General features: G+C 37.4%; 19 protein-coding genes and 2 tRNA genes. 4 read left to right on the top strand and 17 right to left on the bottom strand.

Annotated features, from left to right (window positions below; genetic code table 11):
- Positions 1–14 precede the first annotated feature (14 nt).
- From HO345_RS05715 to HO345_RS05790, 16 genes are all read right to left on the bottom strand, one after another.
- Positions 15–1,697: a diphosphate--fructose-6-phosphate 1-phosphotransferase gene (locus HO345_RS05715; RefSeq protein WP_253684441.1), complete on the bottom strand. Its 1,683-nt coding sequence runs from the start codon at positions 1,695–1,697 to the stop codon at positions 15–17.
- A 19-nt stretch (positions 1,698–1,716) separates the two neighbouring features.
- Positions 1,717–2,304, bottom strand: coding sequence for a recombination mediator RecR (gene recR, locus HO345_RS05720; protein WP_002678237.1), 588 nt, complete (start codon positions 2,302–2,304; stop codon positions 1,717–1,719).
- Positions 2,305–2,321: 17 nt separating this feature from the next.
- The gene (locus HO345_RS05725; protein ID WP_010697334.1) at positions 2,322–2,627 is read right to left on the bottom strand and encodes a YbaB/EbfC family nucleoid-associated protein; all 306 of its coding nucleotides are present in this window, start codon (positions 2,625–2,627) and stop codon (positions 2,322–2,324) included.
- A 92-nt stretch (positions 2,628–2,719) separates the two neighbouring features.
- On the bottom strand, positions 2,720–3,316 hold the full coding sequence (gene rnhB / locus HO345_RS05730) for a ribonuclease HII (RefSeq protein ID WP_253684442.1): 597 nt from the start codon (positions 3,314–3,316) through the stop codon (positions 2,720–2,722).
- Positions 3,316–5,511 carry a chitobiase/beta-hexosaminidase C-terminal domain-containing protein gene (locus HO345_RS05735; protein ID WP_253684443.1) on the bottom strand — a complete coding sequence of 732 codons (2,196 nt, stop codon included), beginning with the start codon at positions 5,509–5,511 and terminating at the stop codon, positions 3,316–3,318. The genes rnhB and HO345_RS05735 overlap by 1 nt, the downstream gene beginning before the upstream one ends.
- Positions 5,508–6,110 (bottom strand): phosphoribosyltransferase, encoded by a 603-nt coding sequence (locus HO345_RS05740; protein ID WP_253684444.1) that lies wholly within the window; start codon positions 6,108–6,110, stop codon positions 5,508–5,510. Before HO345_RS05740 ends, HO345_RS05735 begins: the two co-directional genes overlap by 4 nt.
- A 64-nt stretch (positions 6,111–6,174) precedes the next feature.
- Positions 6,175–7,287: a glycosyltransferase family 4 protein gene (locus HO345_RS05745; protein WP_253684445.1), complete on the bottom strand. Its 1,113-nt coding sequence runs from the start codon at positions 7,285–7,287 to the stop codon at positions 6,175–6,177.
- Positions 7,288–7,352: 65 nt separating this feature from the next.
- Positions 7,353–8,375 carry an endolytic transglycosylase MltG gene (gene mltG, locus HO345_RS05750; RefSeq protein WP_253684446.1) on the bottom strand — a complete coding sequence of 341 codons (1,023 nt, stop codon included), beginning with the start codon at positions 8,373–8,375 and terminating at the stop codon, positions 7,353–7,355.
- A 19-nt stretch (positions 8,376–8,394) separates the two neighbouring features.
- Positions 8,395–8,586, bottom strand: a complete 192-nt coding sequence (locus tag HO345_RS05755; protein WP_010690800.1) for a hypothetical protein — start codon at positions 8,584–8,586, stop codon at positions 8,395–8,397.
- Positions 8,583–9,545, bottom strand: a complete 963-nt coding sequence (locus HO345_RS05760; RefSeq protein ID WP_010697327.1) for an MBL fold metallo-hydrolase — start codon at positions 9,543–9,545, stop codon at positions 8,583–8,585. Before HO345_RS05760 ends, HO345_RS05755 begins: the two co-directional genes overlap by 4 nt.
- Before the next feature lie 29 nt (positions 9,546–9,574).
- The gene (locus HO345_RS05765; RefSeq protein ID WP_253684447.1) at positions 9,575–10,021 is read right to left on the bottom strand and encodes a YkgJ family cysteine cluster protein; all 447 of its coding nucleotides are present in this window, start codon (positions 10,019–10,021) and stop codon (positions 9,575–9,577) included.
- 74 nt (positions 10,022–10,095) lie between these two features.
- A tRNA-Tyr gene (locus HO345_RS05770) sits at positions 10,096–10,177 on the bottom strand.
- Between the two features lie 6 nt (positions 10,178–10,183).
- Positions 10,184–10,258, bottom strand: a tRNA-Thr gene (locus HO345_RS05775).
- A gap of 79 nt (positions 10,259–10,337) precedes the next feature.
- Positions 10,338–10,940 (bottom strand): hypothetical protein, encoded by a 603-nt coding sequence (locus HO345_RS05780; protein WP_253684448.1) that lies wholly within the window; start codon positions 10,938–10,940, stop codon positions 10,338–10,340.
- A 2-nt stretch (positions 10,941–10,942) separates the two neighbouring features.
- Positions 10,943–12,886 carry an NAD-dependent DNA ligase LigA gene (gene ligA, locus HO345_RS05785; RefSeq protein ID WP_253684449.1) on the bottom strand — a complete coding sequence of 648 codons (1,944 nt, stop codon included), beginning with the start codon at positions 12,884–12,886 and terminating at the stop codon, positions 10,943–10,945.
- Between the two features lie 16 nt (positions 12,887–12,902).
- Positions 12,903–13,781 carry an Rpn family recombination-promoting nuclease/putative transposase gene (locus HO345_RS05790; RefSeq protein ID WP_253684450.1) on the bottom strand — a complete coding sequence of 293 codons (879 nt, stop codon included), beginning with the start codon at positions 13,779–13,781 and terminating at the stop codon, positions 12,903–12,905.
- Positions 13,782–13,915: 134 nt separating this feature from the next.
- On the opposite strand from HO345_RS05790, the gene HO345_RS05795 reads away from it, so the two are divergent.
- Genes HO345_RS05795 through HO345_RS05810 form a run of 4 tightly spaced genes read left to right on the top strand, consistent with a single transcriptional unit; the run spans position 13,916 to position 16,755 of the window.
- Positions 13,916–14,950 carry a polyprenyl synthetase family protein gene (locus HO345_RS05795; protein ID WP_253684451.1) on the top strand — a complete coding sequence of 345 codons (1,035 nt, stop codon included), beginning with the start codon at positions 13,916–13,918 and terminating at the stop codon, positions 14,948–14,950.
- Between the two features lie 3 nt (positions 14,951–14,953).
- Positions 14,954–15,478: a tetratricopeptide repeat protein gene (locus tag HO345_RS05800; RefSeq protein WP_002671188.1), complete on the top strand. Its 525-nt coding sequence runs from the start codon at positions 14,954–14,956 to the stop codon at positions 15,476–15,478.
- A gap of 3 nt (positions 15,479–15,481) precedes the next feature.
- Positions 15,482–16,285: a TIGR00282 family metallophosphoesterase gene (locus tag HO345_RS05805; RefSeq protein ID WP_253684452.1), complete on the top strand. Its 804-nt coding sequence runs from the start codon at positions 15,482–15,484 to the stop codon at positions 16,283–16,285.
- Complete coding sequence (locus tag HO345_RS05810) at positions 16,267–16,755, top strand: SoxR reducing system RseC family protein (RefSeq protein WP_253684453.1); 489 nt, start codon at positions 16,267–16,269, stop codon at positions 16,753–16,755. The genes HO345_RS05805 and HO345_RS05810 overlap by 19 nt, the downstream gene beginning before the upstream one ends.
- A gap of 34 nt (positions 16,756–16,789) precedes the next feature.
- Here the strand turns inward: HO345_RS05810 and HO345_RS05815 are convergent, their stop codons facing one another.
- Positions 16,790–18,277 carry a DUF8515 domain-containing protein gene (locus HO345_RS05815; RefSeq protein WP_253684454.1) on the bottom strand — a complete coding sequence of 496 codons (1,488 nt, stop codon included), beginning with the start codon at positions 18,275–18,277 and terminating at the stop codon, positions 16,790–16,792.
- Positions 18,278–18,339 lie beyond the last annotated feature (62 nt).

An 18,339-nucleotide genomic window follows, 5' to 3' on the forward strand; every position in this document is an offset into this window, starting at 1 on the left:
AAAAAATTATATATTTATTTTTTCTTCCTCTTTTCTTTTAGATTTCCTTTTTCGAGTAAGAGGGTTTTAGTCGGTATGTCGCATACTTCAAGGTCTCCGAAATATTGAATTGCTCCGGGGAACCGGTAAAGGGTTTCGACAGCCCACTTATCCCTATTTTTTTCGTAGGTTTTAAAAGGTTTGCCTTTTAGATCGACTACGGATTTTTTTATAACCGGAGTCATCTTACCCTTTCTTCTTTCCATATTCATCATCATAGAAAGAGGCACGCCGCAAGGAAGCCAATGTTCTACATCATCAGTCAGATTTTTAACCGAAGCTATATAGCCTGAAAAGCCGTTAAGTGCCAATAAAAAGGCTGTAAAGCCCAAGGTATAACAATAGTCCGAATCAAAGTTTGAAGGAAAGGCAGAGCGCCCCTCATATCCGAAAAAATGAGCATAGGTACTGAATTTTCCGTTATATGTACCTTCCTTTTTCATCTCGGTTATTTTTCTGGTGACCAAATCTATTAAGAGTTTTTCAGTTTCAATGCGGGAAACTTGAACGTTTCCGTGGGGGTCTCGATCCATTAAAAGCTGTAAAGAAATGTTTTCAGGGAGACTGTCAAAAAGAGCAAAAGCTTTTTTGGACAAGTGTTTTTGAAGCCAAGATTTTTTTCCTGCAAAGGTTTTTAGCTTTGAAAAGGCTGAAGTCTTTTCAGCCATAATATCATTTATTTCTTCAATCAATTCATCCATTTCAGGAATAAATTCTATAATTCCTTCCGGAACCAAAACAACCCCGAAGTTTTCGCCTTTTTGAGATCTTTTTACAATTATATCCACAATGTAATCCGTAACCTGCTTCAAGGTAACTTTTTTTTCGGCCAGTTCTTCACCGATTAAGCAGACATTGGGCTGAGTTTTTAAAGCACATTCAAGGGCTATGTGGCTTGCAGAACGGCCCATGAGTTTTATAAAATGCCAATATTTACGTGCGGAATTTACGTCTCGGCAAATGTTTCCGATTAACTCCGAATAGAGTTTTGTTGCAGTATCAAACCCGAAGGATGTTTCGATGTATTGATTTTTTAAGTCGCCGTCTATTGTTTTTGGAACGCCTATAACCTTGGTATCTAATTTTGCCTGAATAAAGTATTTTGCCAAAAAAGCCGCATTTGTATTAGAATCATCTCCTCCGATTATGATAAGGGCATCCAGCTTTAATTTTTTTACGTTTTGAATCGAACTAGCAACCTGTTCCTCAGTTTCGATCTTTGTTCTTCCGGAGCCGATTATGTCAAAGCCGCCCGTATTTCTGTACTTATCGATTAAGGCTTTTTTTATTTCGACATAACGCCCTTTTACCAAACCTTCAGGGCCTCTTAAAAATCCGTAAAGTTTGGAATTTGCATTACCTTTTTTTAGAGCATCAAAAAGACCGGAAATTACGTTGTGACCTCCGGGAGCCTGTCCCCCTGAAAGAATTACACCGAATTTTAAGGGCTTATGCTCTACTTCCGATTTTCCCTTTACAAATCTGATAATGGGCATTCCGTAAGTATGTGGGAATATTTCTTTTAATTCCGCCTGATTAGATTGTGCATGTGTAGCCTCTCCTATTTCCGGCTTAATCAAACTCAAAGGTTCCGCAAATACTTTTGGGATTTTCGGTTCGTAATTATAGCGCAATCTCTGCATTGTGGATTCATTCATTTTTATTCTCCCATAAAAATTAAAATTTAATGCGGCCGTTTAAACTCCTTGCAAGGGTTAAACGATCGGCATATTCCAAATCGCCTCCGACAGGTAAGCCTGAGGCAAGCCTCGTTATATTAACAGGCAAGTCCTGCAATATTTTTTGAATGTATAGGGCTGTGGTATCGCCTTCAATCGTAGGGTTGGTTGCAAGAATAACCTCGGTAATTCCGCCTTCATGAATACGTCTGATAAGCTCGCTTATATGTAATTGATCGGGACCGATACCTTCAAGAGGAGCTATAAGTCCGCCCAGAACATGGAACAAACCTCTATATTCGGGGATTGAAGAAATCGTGTTCACATCCTGAGGAAACCCTACTACACAGATAGTTGCTCTATCCCTTGTTTCATCCGCACAAATAGAACAAATCTCATCTTCGGTATAAGAACCGCATATAGTACAAGGATGAATTTTTTCGTGTAAGGTAGAAACGGCTTCCGCTAAACGCAAGGCATCCGCAGGTCCCTGTTTTAGAAGATGATAGGCGATGCGGGCAGCACTCTTATGACCGATCCCCGGAAGACGGGAAAATGAATCTATAACGGAATCAATAGCATTCACTAATTTAATACCTCTTTTTAAAAAGGTAAACCGCCTGCAAGACTTGCAAGGGGCCCAAGTTTATTTTGTAAAAGTTCTTTTAGTTTTGCCACTGCATCATTATGAGCAGCCCTGATTAAATCCTGAAGCATAGGAACATCACGATTATCTACAGCTATAGGATCGAGGAAGATAGATTCAACTTCAAAACTGCCTTTTAAACGGATTTTTACAAGGCCTCCGCCTGATACACCTTCAACAACTTCTTGATCAAGGTCGGATTTAATATTAGCAATTTTTGCTTGGATTTCTTTTGCATTTTTCATAATATCAAAAGGATTCAATTTGTTACTCCTCACAAATACTTTTTATATAATACCATTAATAGATTAACATTTTTTTATAAATAATACAAGTAAGCTATTTATAAATATTTTTACAAATTTTTTACAAAAAAAGATCTGCGCTGAATCGGACTATAGCCGTTAAATCTAATTGCCTCTATATGTTTTTTGGTTCCGTACCCCTTGTGTTTTTCATATCCGTATTCCGGATAAATCCAAGAGTAGCGTATCATCATTTTATCCCTTGCAGTCTTTGCTAAAATAGAAGCCGCCATAACCTCATAAACGGAATCATCAGCCTTTACGAGAGCCTTAATCGAAGAACAATTTTTAATATTGGGAATAAAGTTACCGTCAACAATAATATCCGGTTCTATAAATTTATTATTGTTTAATTTACAGAATTCTTGAAGTTTTAAACAAAGGCTTTCATAAGCTCTTTCCATTGCCAAAAAAGTTGCCTGCAAGATATTTATCTCATCTATTTCGTAATTGGATGCCCAGCCGATAGACCAAAGAACATTTGGGTCGGCATATATGGTTTTACGCACTTCTTCTCTTTTTTTTTCGCTTAGTTTTTTTGAATCTTTTAAAATTGAAAAATCAAAGCCGCTTGGAAGGATAACGGCTGCTGCCGTAACAGGACCTGCAAGGGGGCCTCTTCCCGCCTCATCTATACCGCATAACATTATGGTTCTCTCTCAATTGAATTTAAAAACCCTCTGACAATGGGTTTGAATTTAATATCCATTCTTGAATTCTTATTATACCAAACAGCGGTATCTTTATTTTGTGCCGATTCAGGTAAACGGATAAGGTTAAGTTTTCCTAAAGATATTTCGGAATTCCAAGCCTCCAAAAACCTTGCAGTAAAATTCGGACTAAGAAAGGCATTTAGATTATCAAGCTCAATAATCGAATTTGAGGCGGAAATCGCTGCAACCGAAAATCCTTTTCCTGTAAAATCAGTATTTTGAAAAACGGCTGAAGAGTTATTTAGGTTAAATATAAGGCAGTGCTTTGTCTGTTCCGAAATTACCTTAGTATCGGATATATCCAAATGAGAATAAAAAGAACTTAAAACAGGCCCGCCTTCAAAAGCTTGAAGGCTTACATTATTAAGTTTTATACTTGCCTTATCTGCATAAATTATCGGAACCTCACGCGGTTCTTCAGCTCTGTCCCTTCTAAAAATCTTAAAGTTTTCAATTTCGAAATTTGAACCGATTACAACAAAACCCGAATTTTTAGAAAAATGAATTGAGGCCTTTTGACCTGCAGAGGTAATTTTTATATTTCTTGTAATAAGCACGGCTTCATTTAAAATACAATCCCCTCTTACATATATTTTCCATTTTTCGGAACTTACCTTATTTTGTTGTAATAGAGATACCTTATTTATATAATCAACAGCTTCATAAATAGAGGAAAAAGGTTTTGATGGATTTCCATCGGAATTTTTAATCTTATAATTATTATCTACATATACGGCATTTTTATCTATTATAAATTCCTTATTGACATTTGCACTCTTATTACCTGCTTCATCCTTATTATAAATATTTACGGAATAAATAGTTTTTTCACCCATAGCTCCGGTTAAAACAATTTCGTCTTTTGAAGATGAAGTAAAAATAGGAGGTTCGATTTCAACTACTGTCTCAGCTGAAAGCGATTTAATTTTTATTTTTACATCCGAATTTGTAGGCGATACCGGCGGGGTGAAAGAAACTTCAGGTTTTTCGGGAGGCAGCTTATCTATTGTAAATGATGTTTTAAACTCGCCATGAAAAAGGTCTTCATAGAAAGCTCTTATTTTAACATCAAAAAAACGTTCTTCTTTTATCCCCACATCGAATATATGGGATGCATCTTTTTTAAATTGGGAAGAATTTTTATCGGGATAAATATAAGTATTACCGTCACCTGTTTCAAAAAAATAAGTATAACGCTCATCATCAAATTTAAGCTCAATATTTCTATTTACTGCTGTTTTGGGTACCGATGATAAAACAGGTTTTTTAGGTAAAAATATTTTATTTACATTTTCTTCTTTTGCTTTTACCCAGTAAAATACGGTATCTTGAGTTCTATCAATAAAAACCGGCCCGTCATAAATATTTAAAAGTTGGGAAGCATCGGTTGTTGAATTATCATTTGTTTTTTTTGTCAAATAATAAACAGGCACATCGGAATTAAATTCCAAAAAATACCAATTTAAAATATTGTACTCTAAATCTTTATCGGGCTCTTCATTTAAAGCGGTCTCAGGTATTTTAGGGGAAGGAAGACCTGAGGGAGATACTTCATAGTTTATTATCTTCTCTGTAATATTCCCCGATTCGGGTACGGCTTTTATTCTAAGCTCTATTTTTCCTTCTTTTTCAAGGTTGATAGGTTCCGTATATAAAAGACCGAAGTCCAATGGATCGCTTCCATCAACGGAATATATAATTTGTGTTTTAGGAGGATGTTGAATTATAAGTTTTTGTATATCATTCCAAGTACCCTCTTGAGGACTTAAAACATTTAAAAGTTTTTTTTCTTCCAAGGGCTCAACAATTAGATGAGCCGGTTTACTTAACTTTCCAGATGAGGTTTGTACCCAAACACAAAGCTCCGTTCCAAAATTAAAAAACGGCTTTTCTCCTTTTTTTAGTTTACCGCTTTTATACAGATTAGTATTGGGATTAAAAGATCTATAAAAAACGAAATCCTCTTCGCTTTCAGGATATTTTATATCAAGATTTACACCGTCTTTTTTGTAATCTTGTTTTATTTCGAGTTCATCCAATTCATAGCAATTTAAATCCAAAGCAAACAAGCTAAAAGCAGCTATAATGAAACCTATTTTAAAAATGCTATAAATCTTAAGTTTTTTCAATTTAGTATTCCTTTAAAAACATTTCTTAAAGCAGGATTTTTTGAATAATAGTTTTCTTCGAGTTCTTCATTAGAAAGACCGACTAATTCATGGCTCATATAATGAATCCATAAATTATCTTTTTCGGTATAAATATCATGCTTTCGGCACCAATAATCCGGATGATGCTCATATTGTTCTTTTTTATCATGAAAATATTTATAATCATGAACGGCAATTTTTATGTTTTCTCTTTTTAATCCTTGTTTAATTAACTCATCGACAAGATAATTTATTGTAGCACCGGAATCAAAAATATCATCGACCAATAAAACCGAAGCATCGGTCGGCAGTTTGCTTGGATGGAGGGTCCAACCGTCCAATACTATTTCCGAGTTATTATGAACTCCGGAATAAGAGTGTGCGACAACTGTTGAATACAGAATTTTCTTTTCATTTTTATAAGCTATTTTAAAAAATTCACTTATTACATTTGCCAGATAAGCACCCCCTCTCATAGAGGCATAAATAACATCGGGAACGTATCCTTCATCATACATCTTTCTGGCGAGAATGAGTCCGTTGTCTCTTACCGTATTGTAATTTAAAAATTCTTTCATAAAATCCTCGTGATATTAGAAGATTATATCATTTTACGGCATATTTTTCAATATATTTTTTATTTTATTTTTTTAGCAAAGAATCTATGTATTCGATAGTTTGATGAGCTGTGGTCTCCCAATTATATTGTTTTACCCAGCCAAAACCTTTTTCTATAATTTCTTTTCTTTTTGCCGTATTTTTATCGCAATCGACTAAAGAAGAAATAGCTTCTGCAATCTCCTCCGGTTTTTTTGAATTAAAAAACAGAGCCGAATCCCCTGCAACTTCAGGAAGCGCTCCGGCCCTTGCGCAAGCAACAGGAACACCGCAGGCCATGGCTTCAATAACCGGTAAGCCTACTCCTTCTATCATCGAAGGAAAGACGCAAAGGTCTGCCGATGAATAAAGTTGAGGAAGACTTTCATGAGGAAAATAACCTGTAAGCAAAATATCCGAAGAAAAGCCCGATTGTATTACCGCATTATGAACAGCTTCGGAATTATTTCCGTCAGAACCTGCAATAACAAGACGATGAGGAGAACCTGTTTGCTTTTTAAATAGGGCAAAAGCCTTTATTAATTCTACATGGCATTTTTGTTCATGAGTCATTCGGGAGGCATAAATTATATAAGGTCTTTGAATTGCAAAGGGCTGTATTAAAACCCTGTCTTCATCATTTGTAATAGGCTTAAAAAGAGAACAGTCAATACCGTTATATATTACTTTTATATCGGATGAGTTTACCCCAAACTGTGATAAATCGTTTTGAATATATTTTGTAGGACTTATAAGGCCTGAGGCATTTTTAAGCGTACGCTTTAAACCCATCTTTGCAATAGTTCCAAGGTCTGCAGACAAAAGACTTTGAATAACCAAAATAGAAGGCACTGTAAAAATAGGAGGTAAAAGCTCTACTCCTGCAGGGTAAATTACGGCATCATATCTTTGTTTTTTTATAAAAGAGTTTAAGTTTTTAAAATGCCAAATTTTTTCCGAAAGTTTTGTATCGGAAATATCTATACCTGTAAAAGAAACATAATCTATGTCGGATGTATATGTATACTTATCAAGTTCGGGACCGAAAAGCTCGAATTCGTAATCATTTTTAGGCAAATTTTTTACAATAGACAGTATATAAGAGCCTATGCCCGAGCGGCCGTGATCACATCCGAATGCATCTACTCCAATTTTCAAAACAAATTCCTCCGAACCAGAAATATTATATCACAAATGAGAATTTTATTCTACAAGTACCTATTTTATTGGCCCGCAGCTTTTTTTAATAAAAGACTTTCTCCGGCCTTATTATGCTCACTTATGGTTTTTGTAAACACATGTTTTCCCGTATCCGGATCTATCAGTCTAAAATAAAAATAATCCGTATTTGCGGGATTACAGGCAGCATTTAAGGCCGTAAATCCGGGGTTAGAAATAGGCCCCGGCGGAAGACCTTCATGGATGTAGGTATTGTAAGGACTTTGAATTTCCAAGTCTTCATAAAAAAGTCTGGTAGGATGCTTTTTATTTTTGATTTCGGTAATTATGTATTCAACGGTTGCACATGATTGAAGTCCCATATTTATTTTAAGCCGGTTAGTAAAAACGCTTGAAATTATAGGAGCTTCTTCAGGAAGCTGATACTCCCTTTCAATAATGCTGGCCAAAATCACCTTTTTATAAATTTCGTTAAAATCTTTAGAAAAATTCGGAATAGATGAAGTTTTTTCAAAAAAAGTTTTTATGATCATTTTTACCATCATCTCAGGAGTATCCTCCTCACCGAAAAAATAGGTATCGGGATATAAAAAGCCCTCGGCTGTTTTTGCCTTAATTCCGTTTTTTTCTAAAAATTCGGAATCTGACGTTATTGCAATAAAGTCTTCAGCTTTTATAAGACCGACATTTTCAAAAATTTGAGCTGTCTTTTTTAAAGTTAAGCCTTCAGGGATTGTAAGTTTTTTAAGAGCTTGAGAACCTTGGGTAAGTTTATGTAAAATATCATGGGTGGTCATTTCGGGCTTTATTTGATAGGTTCCGGCTTTTAAATTAAGTTTTTTAAGCCTAAGATAGGCATAAGCATAAAGCTCTGAACGTATAAGATTTTTAGCCTTCAAATCGCCGATAACCGTTTTTGCAGCAGTACCGCGCGGTATTTTAAATGTTACAATCGGCTCTGAAAATTCTAAAGGGGGATTATTAAGCGATAAAACAAAAAATGTAGTACCGACAAGAATACCGGCTATACACAATATTATTATGACAATCTTTGATTTATTTTTCATGTAAAAAATTCCTTTTTTCTTATAAGGCGGCTTGTTCAAAAAAAGCCTCTGCTTCTCCTATAGTCATCCTCCCATAAACGTACGATTCCGCAAAATCGGATAGTGGTTCTAAAACTCTGGGAAGCGAGTCGGCATTTTTTCTGAGGTACAAAGCCAGTTGTTTTAATTCGTTATCGGAAAACAAGTATGATACTGATTCGGTTTCACTCATATTAAAAATGACCTGCCTTCTTGAGCAATAAAAATTTCTATGTCGGGAGAACGGGAACAATCCCTGTACCAGTCGGCTGTTTGTTTGAGCGAAAATACTTTTTTATCATGATATGTAGGCTCATGATGAAAAAGAGCAATGCTTTTTATATTCCAGCCGGCTGCAAAGTCTATGGCTACAGAAAAAGTCGAATGCCCCCACCCTTCTTTTAAAATTGAATCGGTAAGGGTGTATTGGGCATCAATTATCAGCATCTCGGCATCGGTATAAAATTCGGCATTTTGTTCATTCCTTTCAAAATCCCTAGGACGAAGCTCCGTGTCTGTAGAATAAATTATTTTTTTTCCTTTTTCGATTACCGAATAGGCTGTACATCCTCCCGGATGGCGTACTCGGTGCCAGCCTATCTTAGTATCGCCTATCTCAACATATTTTTGATCGGGCTCGATATATTTAAACTCAAAAGAAGCGCCGAAGCCGTCTTCGCCTAACATCGAAATAGGAAAATACGGGTATTTCATTTGATCTTCTAAAAATTCTTTTGCTTTTTTTCGGGTACTGTAAACAATTATCTTGTTTTTGGGGTCATAGGCGGGATTAAAAAAAGGAAGACCTTGAATATGATCCCAATGAAAATGAGAAAAAAACAAATGGTAGGTCGTATTTTTTCCGTAGTCCGGCCTCTTCATCAAATCGATTCCTAACTCCCTTATTCCTGTTCCTGCATCAAAAATAAGGTGCTCACCGTCATCGGTTTCAACCTCAACACAGGATGTATTGGAGCCTATAGTACCAAAGAGCCATTTAGGAAGAGAGGCTAAAAACCTTTCCCTTGAGTCCTGACTTTCAATGTCTTTTAGAGTTATCCTTTGAACTACAGCAGCAATCTTACTTTGAACTTGTGCCGGTGTAAGCGGAGCCGGAAGCGACCCCCTAACACCCCAAAATTTTACAAGCATAAATACTCCAAAAATTCTTCCTTAAGATTTTAATCTACTCTCCGTTTAATACAAGGTTCAGCTTTTCTCCTTGTAAGAATCTTTTCAATTTTTTCGGCAGAATAAAATTCGCCCTTTCCCATACCGGGACAATATTGGGCATTTATATCCCACATATCCTTTGAACTTAAAATCGAATTCCAAAACGGAAAATCCGAGCATTGACGGGGTCTCGCAGTATAGGCCTTACATCCGTCATCCCAAAGTATACAGTCATAATTGAGTTTTTCTTTTAAGGATAGGTACTCAAAACCGTCATCCTTAGGAACCCAGCGACAATACACTTTTATAAATTCATCTTTCGGCATAGTTGCCCATTCCAATAATCTCGAAAGATCATGTTCGGATAAAAACACAAATCCCGGATCAAACCGGCAGCAGGCCGAACATCTTGTGCATGAAAAATTTAAACCGCTTTTCCAGAATTGCTTATCCATAGTCAATAGTATAAAACAAAAAAGGGATTGTTTCAAGCTCTTTTTATCAAAAGACTTAAAACAATCCCTAAAAATGGGGAGTCAAGGATTCGGACCTTGGAAGGCATAGCCAACAGATTTACAGTCTGCCCCCTTTGACCGCTCGGGAAACTCCCCATAAAAAGCCAACTTAGGGATTCGAACCCTAGACCCCGAGATTACAAATCACGTGCTCTGGACCAGCTGAGCTAAGTTGGCATAGACAACAAAAGCGAGTTTACTCGATATGCCGGATTTTGTCAAGAGGTTTTAACCGAAATTTCAGATAATTTTTATCTTAATTTTTTATAAATCTTATTTCTCCATCAGAACCGGCATACAAAAGATATTCGGTATCGGGTTTAAAATTATGTAAACTTACGGTTTTTATCCTTGCATAAGAAAAAACTTTTAGAAGATAGGGAGAAAAAACTGCATATTCATAAAGGCCCTTTATAAGCTCTCTTTCTTCTTTTGAAAAAAAAGAGTAATCATAAATTGCAGGATAGTCATTTAGGTTATAATAATCAAAAAGTTTTACGCCGGTACCGTACTTTGACTCATTCGAAAAAAGGCGGTAAGGAAATACTATTGAGCCGGATTCAAAAGTAAAAACTATACATTCAAGATTAAGCTCCCAGCCCTGCCAAGCCCTTTCGTAACTATTTATAAGGTCTCCTCTCGGTGTAAAAAAAGAAATAACGGCACTTACCGTTTCGGTATTTTGTCCGAATGTTTTTATTACTGTTCCCGTATTATAAATACTTAAATTTGTTTTAGACAGTTTTTGTTTGATAGAACCTAATTTATAATTATAAAACTCCACTGCCCCAAAGATTAAAAAAAATAAAAGAGAAACGGATAAAAAAATAATTAAAACTCTTTTTTTTCTCTTTAACAAGGCTATACCTTCCCAATAAGATTTAAAAAAGCCTCTTCGGTTATGATTGCTGTTCCCAATTCTTGGGCTTTTTTGTTTTTAGATGAACCCGAATCGGGCGTATTGGTTACAAGATAACTTAAGCCCTTTACAACGGAAGATTTTACAGTTCCGCCTTTTTCTTTTACCAAAGCCTCAGCCTTAGCCCTCTTCATCGTGTTAAGCTCCCCAGTAAAACAAAAACTTAAGCCCTTTAAAACAGCCCCCTCTTCCGATGTGAGGGGAGGTTTAATTTTTATATAACCCTTATCTATCAATCCTGTCATCTCATCTTTTAAGACCGAAAGGTTTGTTACTAAGGTACGGGATAGTACCTGCCCGAACTGATAAACATTTGCAAAGTCGGCTTCTGAGGCTGCAAGGATTTTATCCAAATCATCAAAACCCGCTTCTTCAAGCTTTTCGACCATTGTTTCACCGATTCCTTCAATATCGAAGCCGGCAATAAATTTAGTTAAGCTTATTTCTTTTTTGGAATGGAGGGCCTTATAGACCTTTTCTGCAGATAGCTTTCCCATACGGTCTAAGTCTGCTAATTCTTCAACAGTGAGGGTATATAAGTCGGTGATTGAATTAACACGCCCCATATCAAAAAGCCTCTTTATGAGGGTTATACCGAAATCCCTTATATCGAGAACGCTTATCCATTTTTCGATTCGGTGATGAATAAGTTTAGGACAGCTCATGTTGGGGCAATAAAGCCTTGTACCCTCATTGGTAAGAGGGCTGCCGCATACGGAACATGTATCGGGATATTCTATTTCTTTAACATTAGGAGGATTTTCTGCAAGAGCTTCTATCTTAGGGATTATCTCACCCCTCTTGGTTACCACTACCCTGCTTCCGATTTTTAAGTTTAGGGCCTTTATTATGTTCGGGTTTGCAAGGCTTGCTCTTTTTACCGTAGTACCGGCAAGGCGTACAGGCTCGATAAGGGCTATGGGGGTATAGGTAGCCCCCGACTCGCTCCATTCAATTTCTTTTAGGACGGTAACCGCTTCTTCCAAGCTGAACTTAAAAGCTATCTGCTTTTCGGGGCGGGCTCTTTTCATGTCTTCAGGATCGATTGTATCGTTTTTTATTACGAGGCCGTCTATGTCATAGTCCAAGGAAGGGCGGATATCCATAACATGAGCCCTATATTCTATTACTTCATCAATGCTTTTACAGTATTTTACTTCAACACAATTAAAGCCCGCTTCTTTAAGCCAGACGAGTTTTTCGGACTCGGTTTTAAAGGGGGCATCTCCCGTAAATGGACTGCCTATACTCCCTTGAACGGCATCATAGGCAAAAAGGTTTAAGTGCTCGCACAATTCCCCGTTCTTTTTTTTCATAAGCCCGTTTGCGGCATTTCGGCAATTAGCCTTATCCTTAAAGTATTTTTGATGAATGGAACGAAGCATTATAACCTCGCACCTTATTCCGCCGGAAAAGGGTTTAGCCCCATCGGCAGGCCCCGCATTTACAGTAATGTCTTTTATCAGCCCTTTCATTTTAAGCACATTCTCGGTTATATCGTCCCCGATTTTTCCGTCACCTCTGGTAACGGCACGCACAAAATGCCCTTCTTCGTATTGAAGCTCAAGGCTTGCTCCGTCCATTTTATATTGCACAATATATTCTTTAAAGGGCATCTTTAAGGCCCAAGCTTCAAATGAAGGCGGATCGGCAGCCTTTTCCTGACTTCCCATAGGAATAATGTGTTCCGACTTTGCAAAACCATCGGTAGATTCCAGCGGAACCGTAAAAAAAAGTTTATTTTGAGGATCCAGTGCTTTTAATTCATCCCAAAGAGCATCGAATTCCGCATCCGAAATTTCAGGCTGGGCATTATAATAAAGGTCTTGATGTTTTTTTATAATCTTTTCAAGGTCTAAAATTCTTTTTTCTTTTGCTGATAACATATTATGGCTCATTTTTCTAAAGTTTTTCTATTTCCATTGCGGAAAGACCTGTAACTTGTGTAATTTTTTGAATTGAATCCCCCATCTGTTTTAACAACCTTGCCGTTTCAATGGCTTTTTGGTATGAGCCGTCAGAAATACCTTGTTCAATACCTTCTGCAAAAGCTATTCGTCTTTCTTCAGATCTTTGTACTGCAATGTCTGTATCATAATCGTATTCTGCAACTAACATATTTATTACCTCCCGTGATTTTCTCTGTAAATATTCTTTTAAGATTCCTTTTTCTATACATATTTTTATGGCATTTGTAAAACCGTTTTCTGAGTCCAGTTGTGTTTGCTTTCTTACCTCTTCAACAAAGAGGCTGTATTCTTCAAGCGGCTTACAGACTGTTAGGATTTTGTTTGCTTTATCTGTATTGATGTTTAAAACCTGCACTGTCAATTCCAGCGGCACTTGTTCATGTTTTGTAATAAATGCATCGGATAGCTTTAATGTTGTAGTTTCTGGATAATCTTCCTTACCGTTATAAAAAACATAAAATTCAGGTGTAGGTATTTTTGACAGCTTTCTTAAATATCTGTCTGTCGGAGCTTGCAGCTTTTCATAGAGCCTTGCTATGTATTCTAAAAATCGTAGAGGCATATTCTCGTTTATTGTGGATTGGTGTTCTGCAAGAATAATAATCTTATTGTCTACAAGGCAGGAAACATCATTGATTATGTTCATGTACATAACATTATCAAGCCTTATATTTTCTACAGGACAAGAAAGTTGTAAATTAGTATTATGCAAAGCATTATAAAGCGACAAAAAATTTTCCTTAGCCTTTTCGTCTTCACTAAAAAGGTCGACAAATACCGAGTCTTTATATTTTCTGTTTGCCGTACTCATAATGCCCCCTACTTTTTGTATTATAGCATAAATTTAAGTATTTTACAACAACGCAATAATAGGCGATATATAAAAATAAAGTATAATTTAATATAGATTGCCAATTTTCCATTTTTGTGATATATTGTGAAAAGATGATGGAATTAAAAAATCGGCTTGAACATATCGAAAAAACTCTCGATTGTTTTTTGCCTGAAAAAATAACTTCTTCGTGGATTTCTCAAAGTTTCGGCGAATTAGCTTACGGCTTGCCGGACGGCTTTTTTTTGAATATCATCAATCCTGTAAGGGATTTGGTAAAATGCGGAGGAAAAAGGTGGAGACCCCTTCTATGCGTTCTTTCATGCGAACTTGCAGAAGGCGATCCCGAAAAGGCCTACCCCCTTACCCCCCTCATCGAGTTTTGTCATACGGCAAGCCTTGTCCATGACGATATAGAGGATAAATCCGATACCCGCAGAGGGGCTCCTGCGGCTCACATAAAATATGGGCTTGATACGGCTTTAAATTCCGCCTCATGGCTTTATTTTGAAGCCCTTAACCCCTTGATAAATTATGAAGTTTCCGAATCCGTAAGGGCCGAAATATACTCGCTTTACTCGCAAAATTTAAGGAGGCTCCATTTAGGGCAGTCTATGGATATAGGCTGGCATTCAAATCCCGATATAATTCCGTCAGTCGACGAATACATAACTATGATAAGCCTAAAAACGGGCTCTCTTGCAAAGTTGGCAGGAGAATTAGGCTTTATAGCTGCCGGTAAACCTATAAATGAAGTTCTGGAATACGGAAAACTTATGACCGATATGGGTATAGGTTTTCAGATCTTGGACGATGTAAAAAATATTACCGAAGGCAATGCCGGTAAAAGGCGGGGCGATGACATAGTTGAAGGCAAAAAAAGCCTTCCTCTAATTTTTTATACGGAAGAAAATCCTGAAGGTGCCGAAAAAATAAAGCTTTTATTTAAACAGGCTGCAAAGGAAGGCATAGAATCTCCAGCAGTCGAAGCCTCGATTTCGGCTATTTGTTCTTCAAAGGCTGTAAAAAGGGCAGAAGATTACGGCAAAAAGATTGTAGAAGCTTCATTGATAAAGCTTCAAAATGATTACAAACAAAACGAAGCAAAAGAACTTATCTTCGATTTGTTTAACACGATATTGAGGTAGAAAATGCAAGAATCGGCTCAATTTTTTAATGATACGGGAGTAAGCATGTCTATGCAGGGCTTTCATAATGAAGCTATAGCCTGCTTAAAAAAAGGGCTTGCCCTTGAACCCGATAACAGCCTGATGTGGCTCAACCTAGGTTTGAGCTACTATGCCGCTAAAAGGCAAAACGACAGTAAGTTTGCCCTTTTTCAATCCTTAAAATACAATCCCTATGAGGCTGACGCTTGGGATTCATTAGGGCTTGTTTTATTTGAAACGGGAGACATCGATCAGGCAGAAAGAGCTTTTGAAAGCGCTATAAAACTGGAGCCCGAAAATGGAAGGGTTTGGAATAATTACGGAACGGTTTTGTTTAATAAGGAAAACTATAGGGCTGCACGGAGAGCCTTTGAATCGGCCGTTACACTTGACCCTGAAATGGGGGATGCGGTTTTTAACTTGCGTGATACCTATCTTGAATTGGGAATGAATGATTTGGCTGAAAGATGCAATAAAATTTTAAAAGAAATGGATTATCAAGAATAAATAATGAATATTTTATATATTGCCGAAATTACAGGCAAGGCCGGTGTATGGCTCGTAAAAACACAACTTTCAAATTTAAAAGAAAAATATAAGGCCGATTTTGTTATTGCTAATGCAAATTCGGCTACGGGCTCGGGTGGGCTTGGAAAACAGCATGCCGTCTACTTAAAAAAACTAGGCATCGACTGTATTACTTCAGGAGATTTAATCTTTCAAAAAAAAGACTTGGTAGATGACCTTCCTAAAACGCCCCATGTACTACGCCCCTTTAATTTGCCGTCGGAATCTCCCGGCAACGGATGGAAGATTTTTAATTTAAACCAGAACAAAAAAATAGCCGTCGTTTCAGTCATCGGTAGAATAGGACATCATAAAATAATGGCTGAAAACCCCTTTACTGAAACCGAAAAACTTGTTTCACGATTAAAAGAAGAAGCGGATATCATCTTTGTAGATTTTTCCTCTTTTGCAACTGCCGAAAAACAAGCCCTAGGCTTTTTGCTTTCAGGCAAGGTTTCAGCCCTGATCGGATCGGGAACAAGGGTGCAGACAGCCGATGAGTGTATTTTAGAAAATAAAACCGCCTACATAACGGATGCAGGCAGAACAGGAAGTCTTAATTCGGTCGGCGGATATGCGATTGAAGATAAAATAAGGGAATACCGCACCTGCCTTCCCGATTTTGGAAAAGACGCTTGGGCACGCCCCGTCCTTCAAGGCCTTTTTATCAAAACCGATGATGAGGGGAACGCAATAGAAATAAAAAGAATTTTTGAGGAGTCGGAACTTTGCAAAGATACGGAATAGTTACGTCAGTGTGGACCGATAAAAACAATGTAGAAAAGATAAACATAGATTTGGATAATTCAAAGACCGAAAACGCCTGCTCCATAAAACAAAAGGATTGCTCTGCGGTAAAAAGCTGTGCAACTTGCGGAGGATGCGGTTTTGCCGGTAAAAATAAGGAAAAGGGACTTTTAGCTGTCAGCGGAAATAAAATTACGGCCTTAAACAATAGCGGAAAAAATTTAAAAAAAGGAGACTTCGTTATTGTAGAAATTAAGGAAAACCAAACAAGGATTCAAACCCTTTCTTCTGTTATTCTTCCCGTACTTCTAGCCTTTGTTTTCAGTTTGAGCTCCTACCTTATTTTTTACACCGAAAAAGCCGTTGTAGGAGGGCTTTTTTTAGGCCTTTTAACGGGAACTGCCCTAGCCTTTTTATTAAAAAATAAAATGGGAGATAGGGCTCTGCCTCAAGTAATAAGCAGCCTATGACAGCCTGTCGGCGGCCTAGGCCCTACAACAGATTTTACGGATTGAATACTCCGGGTTGTGGAGCCCTGATTCTGACCAAGGCTGTAAAGGCATCAGAGTTTAAACTCATAAATTGCTCTATTGAAGTTTCCTCTCCGCTTTCGTAAACATCAATATGAAAATTACCGAAAACGTCAAAATAAGGGAAAAAGGCGGCAACATGATGATATTGTCTAAGAGGAGTACTTCCTTTTTCCGGGCTTGCAGCCCGGCTTACAGCCTGGCTTACTGTCCGGCTTACCGCTCCTAAATAAAAATGCCCCGGCTCGCTTATTGCAAGGTAATAAAGGAGAGCTTGCAAATAAGAAGTCTGATAACCCGCTGTTTTTTCATATCCCTTAAACGAAGCAAAATCTTCTTTTACATTCTTTTGCTTTATGGGAGGCACAAGAGCAAAGGGTTCAATCGTAACATCGACGCCGGAACCGATGGGCTTTATAGTACGTTTTACGTTTAAACTTAAAGCTGCAGCCGCAAGATTGCGTATCCACTCAAGGCCGAAATAAAGGTCTCTTTCCTTGTAAGGCTTGGTAAAATAAGTGTCAGGCACATCGGTTTCGGTTTTAAGGCTTTTAATAAAGATACCCTGCCCTGCTATGGGCCGAATCATTCCGTCGACTATCCATTTGGCAAAACCTGAACAGTTTACACCGCCTTTTATATCTTTAAGCCTTTGATCGGGCCGAATGGCTTTTACAATATCATCTTCAGTCTGAGGCCTTCCGTCCATTAAATGGACAGGCTTACCGAATTCGTCAAAGGCTCCGTCTTGAATATAAACCAAGGTCTTTAACCTTTCCCGAATTGTATCTGATGCCGCTTCAACACCGTTATAAAAAATAGGCGGATTGAAGATATCCCAAGGGAGCATATCCTTTGTAATATCCCTTAGTTTTAAAAGAGGCAAATAATATAAATTCTCAAAAGGAATACCTACGGAAATATCTTTTCTGACATAAGTATTAAAAAGACAAATACTTATAAGCGATTTATCTTTTGATGATGAAGGCCTTATGCTTAAATAAAGTTCAGGATTTTCACGCGGATAAATTTTAATACATTCAGGAGCTCCGGTTTCATAATTCCGGTATAAAATCCATGTCCCTTGCGGAACCTTTTCGAGGTTTGAAAACTCGGTATCAATCGGGCTTATAACTACGGCAAGAAGCTTTTTTTCTTTTAGATATACCGATCTTATTTTAAAAAGGTTTCCGGCCGAATCCGCGTCAATGTGTAAATGCCGGGAGGCAATTTCTTCAGGGGCATCTAAAAGCCATGATCTTGCAATATCTCTTCTAACCAAGGCGGAATCGGGCACTCTATCTAAAGGAACCAGAGGAATCAGCCCCTCATCGGCCTTTAAAAATTCGCTGTCATAAGACTCCTTAATCTCATCATCAGAATAAACGGAAAAAAACGAAAGAGAAAAAAACAAAATAAAAATATATTTTTTAAAGTTTATGTCACACCTGCCCATGTCCATAGTATCGGCTAAATTGATAGGGAACTTAACTTACTTGAAGGGATATGGAAACATCCCCTCCC

Origin of the sequence: Treponema denticola, from assembly GCF_024181645.1 — a bacterium.
GTDB classification, from domain to species: Bacteria; Spirochaetota; Spirochaetia; order Treponematales; family Treponemataceae; genus Treponema_B; species Treponema_B denticola_A.